Annotated in this window: 11 protein-coding genes; 4 read left to right on the plus strand and 7 right to left on the minus strand. The window is 42.7% G+C overall.

Annotated elements, in window-relative coordinates; translation table 11 throughout:
• Window positions 1–29: 29 nt before the first annotated feature.
• Window positions 30–749 (minus strand): murein L,D-transpeptidase catalytic domain family protein, encoded by a 720-nt coding sequence (locus tag DN062_RS03350; protein ID WP_239995680.1) that lies wholly within the window; start codon window positions 747–749, stop codon window positions 30–32.
• Window positions 750–919: 170 nt separating this feature from the next.
• On the opposite strand from DN062_RS03350, the gene DN062_RS03355 reads away from it, so the two are divergent.
• The 4 genes from DN062_RS03355 (at window position 920) to DN062_RS03370 (ending at window position 7,425) form a co-directional block, all read left to right on the plus strand.
• Window positions 920–2,497, plus strand: coding sequence for a L,D-transpeptidase family protein (locus tag DN062_RS03355; protein ID WP_112157512.1), 1,578 nt, complete (start codon window positions 920–922; stop codon window positions 2,495–2,497).
• A gap of 139 nt (window positions 2,498–2,636) precedes the next feature.
• Window positions 2,637–3,242 (plus strand): response regulator, encoded by a 606-nt coding sequence (locus DN062_RS03360; RefSeq protein ID WP_112157514.1) that lies wholly within the window; start codon window positions 2,637–2,639, stop codon window positions 3,240–3,242.
• Between the two features lie 125 nt (window positions 3,243–3,367).
• Window positions 3,368–4,309, plus strand: a complete 942-nt coding sequence (locus DN062_RS03365; RefSeq protein WP_112157516.1) for a response regulator — start codon at window positions 3,368–3,370, stop codon at window positions 4,307–4,309.
• Window positions 4,306–7,425 carry an ATP-binding protein gene (locus DN062_RS03370; RefSeq protein ID WP_112157518.1) on the plus strand — a complete coding sequence of 1,040 codons (3,120 nt, stop codon included), beginning with the start codon at window positions 4,306–4,308 and terminating at the stop codon, window positions 7,423–7,425. The genes DN062_RS03365 and DN062_RS03370 overlap by 4 nt, the downstream gene beginning before the upstream one ends.
• Here DN062_RS03370 and DN062_RS03375 read toward each other — a convergent pair.
• The 6 genes from DN062_RS03375 to DN062_RS03400 all read right to left on the minus strand — a co-directional run bounded on the left by DN062_RS03375 (window position 7,409) and on the right by DN062_RS03400 (window position 17,419).
• Window positions 7,409–8,638 (minus strand): EAL and HDOD domain-containing protein, encoded by a 1,230-nt coding sequence (locus DN062_RS03375; RefSeq protein ID WP_112157520.1) that lies wholly within the window; start codon window positions 8,636–8,638, stop codon window positions 7,409–7,411. The genes DN062_RS03370 and DN062_RS03375 overlap by 17 nt on opposite strands.
• Before the next feature lie 120 nt (window positions 8,639–8,758).
• Complete coding sequence (pbpG, locus tag DN062_RS03380; protein WP_112157522.1) at window positions 8,759–9,658, minus strand: D-alanyl-D-alanine endopeptidase; 900 nt, start codon at window positions 9,656–9,658, stop codon at window positions 8,759–8,761.
• 23 nt (window positions 9,659–9,681) lie between these two features.
• Entirely contained in the window at window positions 9,682–9,912 is a 231-nt protein-coding gene (locus tag DN062_RS03385; RefSeq protein ID WP_112157524.1) for a hypothetical protein, read from the minus strand.
• Between the two features lie 128 nt (window positions 9,913–10,040).
• Entirely contained in the window at window positions 10,041–13,634 is a 3,594-nt protein-coding gene (locus DN062_RS03390; RefSeq protein ID WP_112157526.1) for a translocation/assembly module TamB domain-containing protein, read from the minus strand.
• On the minus strand, window positions 13,631–15,286 hold the full coding sequence (locus DN062_RS03395) for an autotransporter assembly complex protein TamA (RefSeq protein ID WP_239995681.1): 1,656 nt from the start codon (window positions 15,284–15,286) through the stop codon (window positions 13,631–13,633). The genes DN062_RS03390 and DN062_RS03395 overlap by 4 nt, the downstream gene beginning before the upstream one ends.
• 237 nt (window positions 15,287–15,523) lie before the next feature.
• On the minus strand, window positions 15,524–17,419 hold the full coding sequence (locus DN062_RS03400; protein ID WP_112157530.1) for a propionyl-CoA synthetase: 1,896 nt from the start codon (window positions 17,417–17,419) through the stop codon (window positions 15,524–15,526).
• Window positions 17,420–17,735: the final 316 nt, after the last annotated feature.

The following is a 17,735-nucleotide window of genomic DNA, read 5'->3' on the forward strand; positions in this document are numbered from 1 at the left end:
AGGAATTCAACGAACTGTAACTAAAAAGATTAGCTATCAGCCCCTTTTAAAGGCGCGATATAGCTTGCAACGCGTTCCGGTTGACAGTTTAGATAGGCAGAGTTTTCAAGCCACTGCTGATCTGGAAAGTATGAGAACATAAATTGCCCTCCTTTTAACTGATCAACCACTTCTTGGGCAATTTCTGGCCGCACAGCTGGACAGCCTTGGCTTCTTCCGATACGTCCCTGACGCGATACCCATTCTGGGTCCACATAATCAGCCGCATGGATGACAATGGCGCGTTCTCTAGCCTTATCATTAACACCTGGCTCAAGGCCATCTAAACGAAGAGAATAGCCATGACGGCCAAAGTAGCTTTCTTGTGTCCGGAACAAACCTATACTGGATTGATGACTGCCAACAACATTAGAAAACTCAGTGGCAAAATTATCACCAGAGTTTTGCCCATGTGCCACAAGCTCTTCCATCAACAAACGTTTTTTTGATAGATCAAAAATCCAGAGACGCGGCTCAGATGAGGGCTTAGAAAAATCAATAATAGCTAATCGATCAGAAGGCTTTAGACCATTACTTGTTGCACACTGCATAGCGGCAATCGCTTTATCCAGTACAACCTTGCTTAAAGCAGGCGCTTGTAAGGATAAAGAATAATTTAAAGACTGATCAAAAGGAGAAGCCACGACTGACGATGACATGATGACTAGACTGGAAACTGTCAGCATCCACTGACGACAGCGCTGAAACATGATATGGTAATCCTCCTAAAATTATGTGTTAACCAGCCGATAACCTACAAGTAACGCTTACGCATGACCTTCCAGCCTGCGATTGCTAATGTACCAATTAAATCGACTATACTATCTAACGGAACTGTGCTGAGAAGCATTCTATCAGGACCTGACAGGGAGCAAAACCATTGATCAAAAAAAGTACAGCAAATGTCGTTGCTTTTTTGCTGATTTCGACCGCTTCAGCATTCTCGCATGCAGAAAACACCACTGAAGCTATTGAAGATTTGGACTCATCGCTGTCAATGATGACCCTCACGCACACACTGACCCTGCCCTTCGATCACCCCCTCTACTCTATTTACTCTGAAGTAGGGTTTGAATATTTATGGGCGTCGAAAGACAAGTTGCTACAGTTAGTTCATCAGCTAGAAGCCTTACAATTTGATGGACTTGATCCTCGTCACTATGATATCGAAGAGCTTTATTGGCGTATTAATAACACTGAGAACTTTCAACATATTGATACAGAACTTGAAGTACTCGCGACGACAAGCATGCTAAATGCCCTATCACATCTTATGTATGGAAAACTAAAAGCTGACGAAATAGAACCCATGTGGCGCTATGAACGTCAACGTCCTCTCGACCAACGTCACGAGGCACTTTTAATCAAACATCAATCGAATATCTCAACCGCGTTTGATCAAGCTCGCCCAGATTTCCCTCCGTATCAACAGCTGCGCTCTGCCTATCAAACACTCTTAGCTGAGCTTAAATTGCATGAATGGCCGTTTATTTCAGAAGATCGTCCATCAATTCGCCAGGGCGATCGGGATCCACGCGTAGTGTTGATTCGAGAACGATTGCTTCCCTCAATTGATCATCCTGATCCAGATTTCTATGATGAAGCGCTGGCCGAAGCCGTTATTGAGTTTCAAAAATCATTTTTGCTGACTACCGATGGAATTGTTGGACCGGCAACCCTTAGAGCCATGAATATGTCACCGGCTGACAAGCTCAATCAAATTCAAGTCAATCTTGAGAGAATGCGCTGGTTAGCCAATGAGATGGAAGAGGAAATGGTGCTGGTTGATATCGCGGGCGCAAAGCTGGTGTACTACGAAAATGCACAGCCAGTATGGGAAACACGCACTCAAGTGGGTCGCCCTGCACGCCCTACTCCCTTAATGAAATCAAGAATTACGCACTTTACGTTTAATCCTACTTGGACGATTCCACCCACTATTTTGCGCCAAGATAAACTTCCGGAAATTCGAAGGGATATAAGCTATCTACAGCGAAATAACATACGAGTGTTGGACTATTCAGGTGCCGAATTACAAGCTGACGAGATAGACTGGAGTAACCCAGGCGGCATCATGCTTCGACAAGACTCAGGCCCTGCCAATGCCCTCGGACAAGTTGTGATTCGCTTCCCAAACTCAGAGGCTATCTATTTACACGACACGCCCAGTAAGCGGCTTTTTGAAAGAGACCAGCGCGCATTTAGCTCCGGTTGCATTCGTGTCGAGAATGCTTTGGATCTTGTTTCAATATTAATGGAAGCGACTCAAACACCCGAAGCACAACAGATAGACAGCTTATTGAACAGTCGTCAAACCCGAAATGTAAGCCTTCGCTCATCGATCCCCGTTCTCCTGGCCTACTGGACAGCCGAAGCAGATGATAAAGGGCATATCATCTTTCGCCCTGATATCTACAATCACGATAAACGTGTACTCACCGCATTAAACGCTCATTAGTTATCCTAATCAGAAACAGGGGAGTGCGTAAGCTCTCCTCTATCTTTGTTGCAGGTCGCGATTAAATCATTTATAGCTATTACTTATTTCACTTTAGATATTTGATTGGTAAAATATTAATTTTGAGGATACTACAAACGTGAAAGACCAAATCTGCACTAGCCGTAAAGCAGCTGAGTTACTCGGCGTAACACCACGAACAGTTCAGCTTTGGGCGGATGCAGGTATACTCGATGGCTGGAAAACACCTGGTGGTCACCGTCGTTTTAGCACCGCTTCCGTAATGAAACTTGCTGATGACATAGTAAACGGAAACCATGGCACAGACGATACCTCTATATCATCTGCCCGCCCTCGGGGCACCGAACCTGTTAGAATCCTCGTTGTTGAAGATGACAAAACCCTGACACGCCTCTATGACTTAACACTCAATAGCTGGGGGTTGCCTGTCGAGGTCATTTTAGCGAATGATGGCTATCAAGGCCTAATTGAGGTTGGCCGTTTTAATCCCGAACTCCTCATTTTAGACATGCAAATGCCAAATATTGATGGTTTCTCGGTGATTGAAGCGCTCAAAAAGCAGAAACTTCTAAAAGACATGCACCTAATGATCATAACGGCGCTTACTGAACGAGAAGTAAAAGAGAAAGTTTCGTTAGGCCCGGATGTGACATTCATCCAAAAACCCATTCCTTTCTTAAAGGTTCGTGCAAAAGTTGAAAGCATACTTTTAAAACGGTCTTAGGATAATAAGCTGCCCAGCATAGACAACTTGCTACAGCTGATCATGCTTTTTTCGCCTGATATTGCTTCCGGATTTTCTGATTTGTGCTATGGTTAAGCTATAACAAAAAAATCTGGGGGTGACGTATGCTATCGGTATCAGGCACGACTCTTTTAACGGTTGATGACTCCCCTCTCATTAATGAATACGCGCGCGGCATACTAGAGCGCTTAGGGGCAAAGCGTGTCTTTACTGCATTCAGTGGAGATGATGCATGCGTTCTACTTCGACGCAATAAAGATATACAGCTTGTCATCACCGACATACAGATGGAGCATGGCAATGGATTGGCCTTACTTAAATCCATTCGCATGGGTGAAGATAATATACGCAGAGACATTCCCGTTATTGTTGTTACAGATTTTAGTTATAAATCTAATGTTATCAAGGCATTGCAGTTAAATTGCAATGGCTTTGTTAGCAAGCCAGTTAATGGTGAAATTTTAGCACGCAAGATTTCAGAAGCCCTGAATACCCACTTTGATCTCAAAACAGTTGATGAATATGCACAAGTCGATACCTCACTAACTGACGCTCAGTCTGAAACCCCAGAAAATGAGAATCTACATCAAAAGAAAACATTGATTGATCGTGTGAGAGCATCTGGTGGAGTGCTCAGTGAAATGCCGCCTGGTTGGAGCCCTGAATATAAATCAGGAATAGAAGACAGAGATAAGCTCTTAATCAAAATTTTCCATCTACAAGAATTAATTTTGAAGCATGTCATACACAAAAAAAATTCGAGTTCTCAACGACACTGTGATGATCTGATTGATTGCACTAATGAATATGTTCAACAAGAAATTGAAGACCATCAAAGTCGCCCTTATTTCGATGCTGATTTGCATCAAAAAGAACATGATAAAATTGTAAAAATGACTGAGGTTATTTGCAAGGCCATTACTGTTTCTCATGACACTAATAAAATTGTAAGCTATCTGAAGAAACTGCGTGAAACTTGGCATAGTCATATCATTCACTGGGATAAAGAGTTTCAAAACCTTGTGAATCATGAGGAGCAACAATGAACCAATCAATAGCTCCTAACAAAAAAAATAAAATTTGCATCATAGCCATAACCACTTTAATACTTTCTTTTTTAATAATTTTTATAGGTATAAATCTTTATTTTTCAACAAAAAGTAAAATCACACGAGATGTAGTAGAATCCTTTTCGAATGTGCTCGAAAAAGCCTACGCAGCCATAGACGAAATACACCAAAAAAGACTATCAAGCATCGCTGAAGTATCACAAGATCCTTTACTTCAGAATAGTATTATCGATATTACATCCAAAGATTTTGACCCACTTGCAACACAGCAAGCTAGAAGCATTATCAACCAAACTTTAAATAATAAAGACATAGAGATATACGCTTTATTTGATGAAAACTTTATACTTCGAAGTCAAAACTCAACAATTATAAACTTGGAATTTGTTGAAAATATACGAGAAAAATTGCGATCTACAAACTTTGATGGTCATAATGTACATTATTTGAGCACATACAGAACGCCGGTAACATCATCTGAACATGGCAATACACCCTATTTCGTATACGCATCAAAAATTCACTTATTAAATGAAGATAAGACAATCTACTTAATTGTGGCAATGGAAACAGAGACGACATTTAGCAACTGGGTTCCTGAACTTGTCAGCCAGTATCATGGTGAGCTTTTATTTTTTGACAATGACTACTCATTGATAAGCAAGTCATATCACTACAATGAAATAAATAAACTGGATATTTTAAATAAAAAAAGACCTTCAGTCGAAAACATAAATCTAATCTCTAGCAATGAAGAAAATTTTTATTCTAAAAACTTATCCAGTTTAAATACTTATGACTCTAGCACCCATCGATTTTTTATAACACCTTATACAAGCTATCATGGGATGGAGGTTCTAGGGGCAAGCAGTATGTACGCTCCTTTAAACGTAGGCATACTGACTGAAATCCATGCCAAAATCCCATATCAACAACTGGAGCTATTTAAAGAGAGTTTGATTTATTACAGTGTTATCACAATTTTATTGATCTTAGTATTTTCTTTGTTTTATAGAAGACTGGTAGATGAGCTTGCCCATCGATTGCAAGATTCAACCGCAATATTTGAATCGACTAACGAGGGTATGATCATTTTTAATGCCCTAGGTGGTTGTATAATTAAGAAAAATAAAGCTGCTATTAAAAGTTTAGAGTTAGAGTCCGAAAATAATATTACCGAAATATTTGGAGAAGTGCTTGTCGATGGTATTCTTGACAGGGCTGCATCTGATTGTAGTAATACTTTTCAAGCAGCATTCACGGCATTTCATAGCATAAATAATCAAAAGGATATTGTTCTAGAAATTTTTGTATCCCCTCTTCCACAAAAATCATCAAAAATAAAACCTGCACTAATTACCTTTAGAGATATTTCAGTTCAGTTCAATTATGATCTTGAAATGCAAGAACAGAAAGAAAAAGCTGAAATTGCAAGTCAGGCCAAGAGCAACTTCATGGCTACAATTAGTCATGAGCTAAGAACCCCCTTGCATACAATTATTGGCATGTTGGAAGCATTAATATCCACTTCTTTAACGGAAAGCCAAAGATACTATGCAAAAATTTCACAAGACTCAGCTGATAGTTTACTTGAAATTATCGACAACATTCTTGACTTTATTAAAATAGAAGACAATAACTATGAATTAAGTGAAGCTTCGGTTAGTTTAAGAGGTATAGTTGACCGAATTGAAAAAAGATTAACCGACAAACTTAACAAAAATAACAATCGAATATCCATCCTCCTAGATCCAAATTACTCTGATCATATCAAAACTGACCCTGAACGACTGAGTCAGTGCATGTTTATATTAATAGACAATGCGAATAAATTCACTAAAAATGGTGAGGTAGTAGTCTCAACTGAAATTCTTAAAGATGACGATAGCTGTACATGTTTAATTCGTGTATCCGATACAGGCATTGGTATACCTGAAGACAAGCTCACTGCCATCTTTGAGTCATTCCAACAAGTTGATACAACAATCATGCGCCACTATGGTGGCATTGGTCTAGGATTGTCATTGCTTAAAGGGCTTATAAATCAATTAGGGGGTGATGTACAAGTCGAAAGTATTTTGGGCCATGGCACAAGATTCTGCATTAGCATCCCTTGTAAGCTTCCTAACCAAAAGGAAATTGACACATATGATGCTAAATTTACTAGATCTACAACCAATTTGTCTCCAGAAGAGCAAGATACAGTAGATTCGAAAAAACTCAAAGGAATACATGTATTAGCAGCCGAAGATAATGAAATAAACCAGGAAATGCTATCCATTCTTTTGTCGAAAATGCAGATAAAGTTTAATATATTTAACAATGGATTAGATCTCTTAACATATTTAGAAGCATCTAACTCTAGATGTGATTTAATTCTAATGGATTGCCATATGCCCATTATGGATGGCTTTACCACGACGGCAAAAATACGACAGCTTCCTTCTCCCCTTTGTGATATTCCAATCATTGCCATTACAGCCGACGCTCTCATAGGTGATAGAGAAAGATGTTTAAAATCAGGTATGACTGATTATATTTCAAAGCCTGTGAAGCGAAATGATTTGCGTGCGATTCTGATTAAAAACCTAATTGGGCATGATGGTGTTGAGACAAATGAGCAGCAAGTAGATTGGATGACGAATGGCTTTAGCCCTGAGGAAGCGGACGAATTATTTGGCTTGAATGATGATTTTAGAGAGGAAACTGACGTTGCCCAAGACTTTACTTCAGCTCACTTCGACCCCGAAGTGTTGATCAACGAAATTGGTGATATGGATATATCACTTAGCCTCTTTCAGCGCTTTATCGACACGCTTGAAGCCGACGTATCAGATTTATCATCCCTTGTTGTTTTAAATCAACTCAGTGAGGCCAAAAAATCGGCGCATAAGATTAAAGGTGGAGCACGCATGATTGGGTGTTCTCTTTTTGCTGACCTCTTACAAAATCTAGAACATGCGTGTCGAGATGAAAGTTCACAGCGCGCCCTGAATTTAATTGCTGATATAGAAACACTAAGTCGTAATGTTAAAGATGACATCATCCTTTTTATCAATGCACACAGTAAAGATATTACTTTTGAAGGGTAACCAATACGCTTTCAGCCCAAGCAACACTATTTAGATATTCTCTATTCAAAAACTGAAGGGTTTTAAGCGATTTACCTGCAATAGCCGCCTCTTCAAACTTTTCTATTAATATTAATAGCTTACCCATAACCCCTGACCTCTGGAGTAACGCATCGGAAATTACCTCGGTAAAGCCGACTGAGTTTACAATCTCTTCCATGTCGGTATGCATGACTTTATCCAATAATGAAAATAACCCCGTCGTAAATGCAATATCAGGATCAATATTCTTTAAACGCTCCGCGACTAGCTGGCACATATGAGCTCTAATCAGTAATTTTGGTAGTAACAATTGATGAATAGGGCCGTTTTTTGCTAAAAGTATAATCGTAGTCATCACCCGCAATCTATCTAAGCCCAATAGCATCAGTGCCTTCCCTAGGCTATCGATACGCTGTCCTCGGTTAAATAGTGGAGAGTTTGCATGGTGTAGAATCATGATGCACAAAGAAGGATCTTGGGCAACCAAGGCTTCTATGTACTCCATATTAGGCTCTGCTGTGTATAGTTCCCCTAGTATTCTTAACTGAGCGACACGATTGGCAGCACGGTTTTTTATACCTGGAGAGCCAATCGACTCTGATTCTGCAAAGAAAAAACCTTGATAAAAATCAAAGCTTAGCTTTTGGCACTCACGAAAGATGGTTTCAGTTTCAATATAGCTTGCAACTGTTTTTACCGTTGTTAAATCTTCCATAAAACGACTCATTTCACTACGTGTTACAGCACAGCGCATATCCGCTTTAATAATGTCGGCAAAAGACAACAATGGATTTTTAAAGTCTTTGGATCTGACGCCATGTATTGCAAGTTCATAGCCTCTTGATTTCAAATCATGGAGATTTGAGCTAACAGCGTCGGTTAGCTCTGTTGAAATATCAAGCGTTATTACTATTCTGTTAGGGGGTAATGGCAGCATCTCTAAATTACGCAGCCAATGCTCTGACACGTTAAAAAACAAACGCCGCTCGCCAATCAGATGATCTAAACCAATTTCATAAAAGGCTGTTGATGAGGCGCGCGCTGTTGCTGTTATAGGATCTGGAAATTCGGCCGTTTTCGCCCAAGCTGACGACCGATACAAAAGTTCATCGGCAACATGCCTAAGCTGGTCATCCCAGATAGGATGCAGTGCTATGCAATAATTTTCTTCAACCCTTGATGGATCTTTCAAGTTATTTTTCTCCTAGCAACCCTTGCGAGAGGTACGATTAGCTCATTAATCAATCATGCGTTTAAGTATGAAATATAATGTGCAAGGGTGCAAACAGAAAAATCGGAAAGTGCGAAATTATTACAATCGTGCTAAACGTTGACGCTGATACACCAGAGCTGAGTCAGGAACAGTCCCACTCTCTCCTGTTTCAAGCCAGCGTCTGACGCGACCTGCATCACCAATAGGTGTTCTAAGACCATGAGAATCTAAAAACACAAGAGTGGTTAGCTTTCCTTTAATATTTGCGACCATCAATAAACAACGACCAGCCTCTTCAATATAGCCTGTTTTGCTCAAATGTACCTGCCAATTGGCATTTCTGACCAAAGGATTCGTATTCGTGTAAGACAAAGCATGCGAAGGGTTAACAAAGTGCATATCGGCCTGCCCGATGGTGGACAAACGTCTAATTTCAGAATATTGATAGGTTGCAGAAGCAAGCTTTACTAAATCATTGGCTGAAGAGACATTCGATGGAGAAAGTCCACTTGGATCAACAAAGCGTGTTTTTAACATTCCTAGAGATCGAGCGGTGGCATTCATTCGACTAATAAAGGCATCAACACCTCCAGGATAGTAATGGGCTAACACGTAAGTCGCCATGTTCTCAGATGACATCAATGCCATATGCAGCAAGTTGCGACGTGAAATTTGCGCCCCACTCCTTAAACGGCTATAGGTGTTTTTACCTGAGTTATCTCGATAAGGCACTAGGGTTAAACGCTCATCCAAGGATTGACCACTTTGCATGACAACCAGAGCTGTCATTAGCTTGGTCAAGCTCGCAATGGGCATTTGAATATCTGCGTGTTTTGAATAGATGGGCTGGTCGGACCCTAATGGGGCAATAACGGCACTGACCGATGCCAGTGATAAACCAGCTGGATTTGCCGCGAGTATGTGAACAGGGTATGCGATGGAAATGCAAGCGACTACAGCAGCGCTCAGAAAGCGCCTTCTGCTAAGCAATGTTTTCATTTTAATGCCTTAAATACGATAGTTCAGCGTGACCAAGCTTTGACTTCTTTCATTAATTGGCTGATATCTAGCCCTAAGGAGTTGGCCAATTGTTCAGTGCTGTTATAGCCAGGAGAGGCTGGTATTTTAAACTCACTTTTCTTTTCAATTTTTTCGCGCTTTCGCTTCTCAATAAGGGTATTAACCTGCAATTCCACTGCACATAGTTGCTCCATAGAGAGACCGCTGAGATACTCAAGTACAGGGTCAGACATAGATGTTCTTACCTCGTTATATAGGGTATGTTTTATCTGGCATGTTTTACGAGCTATTGGAAAGTCCACCAAGGGAACTCGCCAAAGTAATCAAATCAAGCATCCTAGATGAATGCTTAATTTGAAGTTTACCGCTCGCGGGTATAAAAAATATCGGCGCCACTGCCTAAGTTACTACTTTGTGTTTCAACACGCCACAATGAAGATAAGCGATAACTTAAGGTTAGCATTTCCATGGACTCTAACAAACTAATTCCATAGCGGATATATAGCCTTGGCGTTAAATATTTACCAATGAAAAATGCTGAATCACCGGCGTCATCACTGGCAAACCCAAACTCATCTAAATTAAGGCCTTGCTGGAGTTGGCCAGTGATCGAGTTGCCCCCTTGGAGCGTGAGAGCCATAGCAGCCTGCATCATCATTGATTGCTCAGAAGCGGACGACTCACCTGGACCACGCCCTAATACAAGATACGACATAATACTGCTATCTGACATAGCAGGCACGGAAAATAATGTCATTTCAGGTGCTCGAATAGTGCCTGTAATTCTAGCACCGGCCTCTACTGTACCAACAAAGCGACTGACACGTAAATCTAATCCTGGATTATCTATTGGACCTCCAGTGTACACAAGGCTTCCACGACTAATATTTAAATCTTGCCCGAAGAGTTTATAATCACCACTTTCAACTTGAATCGATCCTGACGCTCGCGTTGTAGTTTGTGCGTCATCTGTGATTCTTAAGCGACCTAGCAAGCGCCCTTTAAATCCAAAGGCATCCACCTCAACTGAATCACCGAGTATCACCGACAAGTCAGTTAACAAGGGTAGATTACGTTGAGTTAAGCCTTCATCTTGATCTACTGTGAAAACCACATCGTCAGAGGCACGAACAACACTTTGCATCTGTTGTTTTGGTGGGCTGATTCGCGCGTAAGGAATAGTGACACTGCCACCTAAACGAATGGCATCTTCATCGACTATCACATTCAAGTCAGGTGAAATCCTAACACTAATTTCAGTATCCATTGCTTGAAAACTATCACCTTTAAGCGTCAAGTTGCCAATCTGATGCTGTAAATCATACTGACCGTCGATATTAATGAGTCCGTTCCCTGACCCTACTAATCCAATAAGACTCAACCGCTCGGATTGGTCACCTTCTGACACCAACTTTAAGCTCAGTGGACTTAAGCGTACACCTAAGGCAGGTAACTCAGCCGATCCATTCAAATATTCAAATTGACCATTAACCGCAGGCTCACTCAAGGTTCCGGCTAGCGCAAAGTTTGCCACAACCTGCCCTAGTATGCTTTGCACGTCTGGAACAAACACAGAGACGATACTCAAATCACTCATATTAATATTCAGGCTGCCCTCTAGACTTTGCCGTGATGACAGTTGCCCAACCGTTATATCAGCAAGAATACGGCCATCCATTGCTGAGAAATCGGTTTCCAAACGAGCAGTCAACCGATCATTCATTAATTGTGCTGTCAAAACAATCGGATCAAGCGCAAGATCTGGTTGTTCACCTTGCGTATCCACTCGACCTGCAGTGGTGTTCAATGTTAGGTTTGCTTGCGGGGCTTGACTGCCTTGCTGACGGTAATCAGCTGAGAGATTTAAAGATGACTCAATCGACGCACCTGCTAGCCAAGGATCCAGAAGTGACAAGGATAGATCGGACAAAGCCAGGCTTGCACGGGTCAATCCATTTGCTTGCTGCGCCTCAAGACATAAACGTGCGTCTCCATCCTGCTGAATTAAACAGGCATTGCCTAGGTTAAAACCTGACGCGCTCGCCTGAATAGGTGCTGAGCTGCTCAATCTCCAGCGCCCAATCTCTTCACGCCGTAAAGACAATGCACTGACTTGGCCATTCCAACGCTCATCTTGCCAAGCACCTGATACTGCCAATGACAAATCCAGAGGCTCGCCCACTAAGCTTATCTCGGCATTATGATTGTTAGGATATCCGGACGCGACAAGCTCGATACTCTTGAATGTTTCTCCTGCTGCGGTGATATCAGAGAGCAGCAGTTTGATGTTAGACGCTTGAGTTCCAGCCAGATCGGTATAGACATCCCCTGAAATTGAACGAACACGGTTGTCTTGGAACGCTAAACTATTGCCATTAATACGCGCATTAATCGCAGGGGTCATTAATGGGCCTTTCACATCTCCTGCCAAACTTAACAGCCCGGCCGCATCCGGTAAAACGGCCCTAAGATCAGGAACATTTAAACGAAAGGTTAAGGCGAGCAGTTCATCCACTGTCCCTTCAAGCTGGATAGAAGCAGCGCCTAAGCGCACAGCCAGATTATCAATTTGTGTTCTTTGCCCTTGTAGCGAAAAAGAACCGCTCCCCGAAAGAGACTGTTCTCTTATCTCGCCGCTCAAAGACTCAAGACGCGCCACTAAAGAAGGCTGTGACCCCTCATTTAATTGTCCTTGGGTAGTCAAGTTAAGAGACAGCTTCCCTGGCCAATCAGGTGCGAATACTGCTGGATCCAACTCTTGTGCTTGTATGGTTAAATCCCAGATAGGAAAAGGCATCCAGCCAGCACTACCGGACACAGTGACTTGGCCGCCCAGTGTATTCGCGACAAGATTAAATGCCTCTAACGCTTCGGTGTGGCCTCTGGCATTTAACTGCAACTCAGTATCAGGAATATCGGCACCTGAAATACGGGTGGACAATTCAATGACCATCTCACTTAGGTTTCCAGAAAGTGTCAAAAGTCCAGAAGGTGAAGCAATCAATGCAGGCTCTACGCGATTTACAAGCGGGTAAACGATGCCACTCCAGTTTGCACTGATTTCAAACTGAGGGTCACTAAAGTGAGTCACTGACCCGGTCACCAACAACTCTGAAGGCGTATCACCAACGCTCGTTAAAAGACGTGTGATATTGATAACTTGTTCAAATGGCTGAATTTTAGACTCTAATTGAATGTTGGCAGGTCCTGTCTCGGGGTGAGAGGTTGCGACCGAAAGCCCAACAAAAAAGTCATCAGCATCACCATCAAGGCTGATCTGGCTAACCAGTGAACCTAGTTGTAGCTCAGATAAATCCAGTCCTAATAAAGCCTCTAGATCTTCAGGTTTAAAATTAATATCTATAAAAATATCGTGAGAAAAGCGCGCTGCAAGATCAACCCAGCCTTCGATATTTACGTAGCTTTCGTGATGCCCAATGCTCAGCGTTTCCAAAGCAACTTTATTTTGATCCGTGTTTAAGGTCAAATTTGCCTGATCAAGCTGATAGATCTGATCGCCTAGCTGAACCTGAAGGCGCTCTATTTGAATTTCATTTAGTGACACATTCAGCGGTAAGTTAATTTCTGGTAATTCGAATGCAGTATCTTCTGATGCCGCGCTTTCACCTGAAAGGGGTAAGACAAGATTAATATCACTGACTCGAAGCGTATCTAAACAAAAACGTTGATGTGCAAAACACATCGGCGTCCAATCCAAAGCGATTTGTCCAACCGAAATCAATGTATCATTGTCTTTAAAATCTAAACCATTAATCTGCAAAGGTCCTGCAAACGCCCCCTCAATAGACTCAATTTCGAGGTCTAAGGGTAAATAAGGCTTCGCAATTTTATAAGCTAAAGCTGGCGCTCCAGGTAAGAAAAACAGTCCCAAAAGACTAAAACATACGAGTAAAACCAGCAGTAAGGGTGATATTAATAAAAGCTTTAACTTCACAAATCAGGTCCCAACGTAAAATGAATTCGAACACCCGAATCTTGAATGGGCGTTGCCAAGTCTAGTCTGACCGGGCCGACAGGTGACTGCCATCGCACACCAAAACCAGCCGATGTTTTTATCTTCTCGTTCAAATCATCAAATGCATTACCCGCATCGACAAATCCTGCAAGACGCCAGTTCGGAATAAATTCATAATCAACCTCAAGACTTCCGGTAATCAAATGCTGGCCACCTATAACCTGCCCTGAACGGCTTTTAGGGCCCAGAGTCTGATAATCATAACCTCGAATGCTATTATCACCACCCGCATAGAAACGTAGGGTGGCGGGAACACGATCAAAATCACTTGTATAGGTTGTACCTACCTCCACACTTGATAAAAGCCGCCAGCGCTCACCTAAGGAATCGACTCGCTTACCACTGGCGCTTAACTGCAGCAGACTTACATCCGATAACAATGCCTCCGAAGCCGCTGCAACACCGAACGAAATTCGATAGCCTTTCTGAGTATTGAATCGGTTATCTGAAACGGTTTTTGTCATTTGCAGTCGTGGGATCAGCAGTCTGGTTTGGGTGGTGTCTTGATCAAAACTAAAGCGCTCTTGCTCCAAGTCTAAGGATAAAATGCCTTCCCATTCATCAATTTGCTTTTGCCAAAAGCCACCAAAACTTAATCGACTGGAATCAATTGTTTTAGAGTTTTCATCATAAAAACCCGTGCGCAGGCCAAACTGGTCAAAGCGGGGATTGTGTCCTGGAATTATGTAACCAGCAGTAATGTCGTTTCGAATCTCAGACAAACGCATACGAGCATCGATCTTGTGCCCGGATGAATTAACATAACGCCGATTTAAGCCGAGCTGCATGCGTGCACCTGTGTCGGTACCAAACCCAAACCCAGCCTGATACAAAGAGCGAGGACGTGGGGTTAGGTTAACTTCGACTGGAACTGAGCCTTCAGTAAACTCCTCCATGACGGGACGCACTTCAACATCTGCAAAGTAATCGCTATCAATTAAAGCGCCTTGCAAATCAATCAGCTTAACCACTTCAAGAAAGTCGCCTTCTTCAAAACGCGGGTAACGTCTTAGCAAGCTGTCTTTAATGGGGTTCTCGGAAAAACGCAACTCACTGATACGTGTGCGCTGTCCGGTATTAAACGTTAGTGAAATCTCAGCGCGGTTACGCTCACGATCGACACGGATGCGTTGTTCTGTGAAGCGTCCGAGATAATAGCCCCTCTCAGCTGCGAGTGATTGGATTTGACTTTTAAAGCTCTCATACGTGGGATGATATAAGGCTTCCCCAGTTTTGAGGGGATTGGATGACAAAAGTGCCATAAATGCAGGATCTTGCTCTCCTTCACCTTGAATTTGAACATCCACACGGGTGATTTGTGTTTGGGGGCCCAGTGTAATTCGATAAACGGCTCGCCAACCACCGTCCTGACTTTGTAAGGCTAAATCTAGCTCAGGATTGTAATAACCAAAGGGCTCTAATGCTTGACGTATCTCATCCTCAGCGCGTCTGTGAAGATACATTAAACGACTAACGCTGGAGATTTGTTGGTTTTCAAGCGATTGGATACTCAAAAAACCACGGACATTATCAGCAATATTATTGGGAACACCTTCAACTCTTAACGTCAATTCTGACGCCGATACACACATTGAGCTGGAAATGAGAGCGGCGATGGCAATGGGCTGCAGCTTTCGAAGCCTATTAAGAATTAGAATAGTGAACCTCCCTGCTACAGAAAATGAAAAATTGTCTTAGCTTAGATATATACCGATACTATAGCATCGCATAGTTTAGCTAAAATTTTCCATAACTCCATAGCAATAAAGGCAGTAAAACTGCCTTTATTTTGAAAGATAAGCTGATGATTATGCTTTATTAAGCATGCCATGCTCCATCATGATGCCTTCTATTTCAGCCAAGCTCGTTGGATCATCGATCGTTGAAGGGATGGAGTACTCTTTTCCATCGGCAATATTGCGTAGTAATTTACGCAGTATTTTACCCGAGCGAGTTTTAGGCAAGCGCTGAACAACGAGCGCGCGATTAAAGCAAGCAATCGGCCCGATCTCTTTTCGTACCATCGCTATCAGCTCTTTCTCTAATGTCGCTTCATCCACTTCGATACCGTCTTTCAATAGCACAAGCCCTATTGGCGCCTGTCCTTTAAGAGGATCATTAATGCCGATGACGGCGCATTCGGCAACCGCAGGATGTGCCGCAACAATCTCTTCCATTTCACCCGTGGACAAACGATGACCTGCAACATTGATCACATCATCTGTACGCCCCATGATAAAGACATAGCCTTCTTCATCCATGTAGCCACCATCACCCGTTGTATAATACCCAGGCGCTTCGGCAAGATACCCCGTTCTGAAGCGTTCAAAATCACCCCAAACCGTTGCCAGACAGCTCGGTGGCAATGGCAGTTTGATGGCGATTGAACCCTGCTGCCCTCTTGGCAACTCATTTCCCTCGGTATCTAGAATCTGGATGTTATAGCCAGGAATCGGTAAGGTCGAAGAACCTGGCTTAGTGGGCTTGGGTTCAATGCCCATCAGGTTGCCGCAAATGGCCCAACCTGTTTCGGTTTGCCACCAGTGATCGACAACTGGCTTGCCTGTCTTTTCCACTGTCCAATCATAGGTAGGCGGATCTAAACGTTCGCCTGCCATGAAAATGGTTTTCAATGAGGACGTATCATACGACTTGAAGAGTAAGGCTTCAGGGTCTTCTTTTTTGATGGCACGAAATGCGGTCGGCGCCGCAAACAGTGCTTTTACCTTATAGTCTGCGCAAACACGCCAAAAGGCACCGGCATCCGGTGTGCGAACAGGCTTGCCCTCGTACACCAACGTTGTACAACCCGCCAATAAAGGCGCATATACAATATACGAGTGACCAACAACCCAACCTACATCTGACGCCGCCCAGAACACCTCACCTGGACTCATATCGTACACCGCTTTCATCGAATATTTCAGCGCGACGGCATGGCCGCCATTGTCTCTTTGCACACCTTTTGGCTTACCCGTTGTGCCCGAGGTGTACAGCACATACAAAGGATCCGTTCCTTTAACGGGCACGCAATCAGCAGGCTCAGCGTTTGCCATTGCGTCTTGCCAATCTAAATCTTGCTCAGGCAACAACTCTGCCAGCGCTTGCGGACGCTGCAAAACAATACAGCAAGCAGGCTTGTGTGCAGAAAGGCGCAAGGCTTCATCAAGCATAGGCTTATACTCAATGACTTTTTTAACCTCAACACCGCACGAAGCGGACACCACCACTTTAGGCTCTGCATCTTCAATACGAACAGCTAGTTCGTGAGGTGCAAACCCGCCGAATACGACAGAATGAACAGCGCCCAAACGGGCAACAGCCAGCATCGCCACTAAGGCTTCTGGAATCATCGGCATATAAATGACGACACGATCGCCTTTAGATACACCTTGCGCTTTGAGCACACCTGCAAACAGGGCAACCTGATCACGCATTTGCGTATAGGTGAACATTTGCTTGGTATCGGTCACTGGGGAGTCAAAAATGACAGCGGTTTGATCGCCCCGTCCTTGTTCAACATGATAATCCAACGCCATGTAAGCCGTGTTCATTTCGCCATCCGCGAACCAACGAAGCATTCCGTTCTCATCTTTAGAGAGAATCTGCTCAGGCTGCTTGTACCAAGGCAAATCAGCAGCTTTTTCTGCCCAAAACGTTTCCGGTTGTTCAACAGATTTTGTGTATTCAGCATGATAGGACATAAAGCGGGCCCTTTTTATTGGTTTGTATAACTCGTAATTAGGGCTTTTTTATAATTGTAGACAGTTAGCCCTGCTAGAAGCGCTACTTTAACCAAATTAATCCATACTTTAACTAAGACAAAAGGCTAGTAAATCATAACAAAGTCAACAAACTTAAAATATTTCATACACTTAATAAAAAAGGCAATACTAATTTAATTTCAGCCTGAATTTACCAAGGTGTCGACAATCATTATATTAAAGACCTCTATATCCCGGCACTCATCAATCACTCCTCCTTGTTAAGATCAGTTTTTTTCAAGACAACATGAATCAG

Origin of the sequence: Nitrincola tibetensis (assembly GCF_003284585.1) — a bacterium.
GTDB lineage: Bacteria > Pseudomonadota > Gammaproteobacteria > Pseudomonadales > Balneatricaceae > Nitrincola > Nitrincola tibetensis.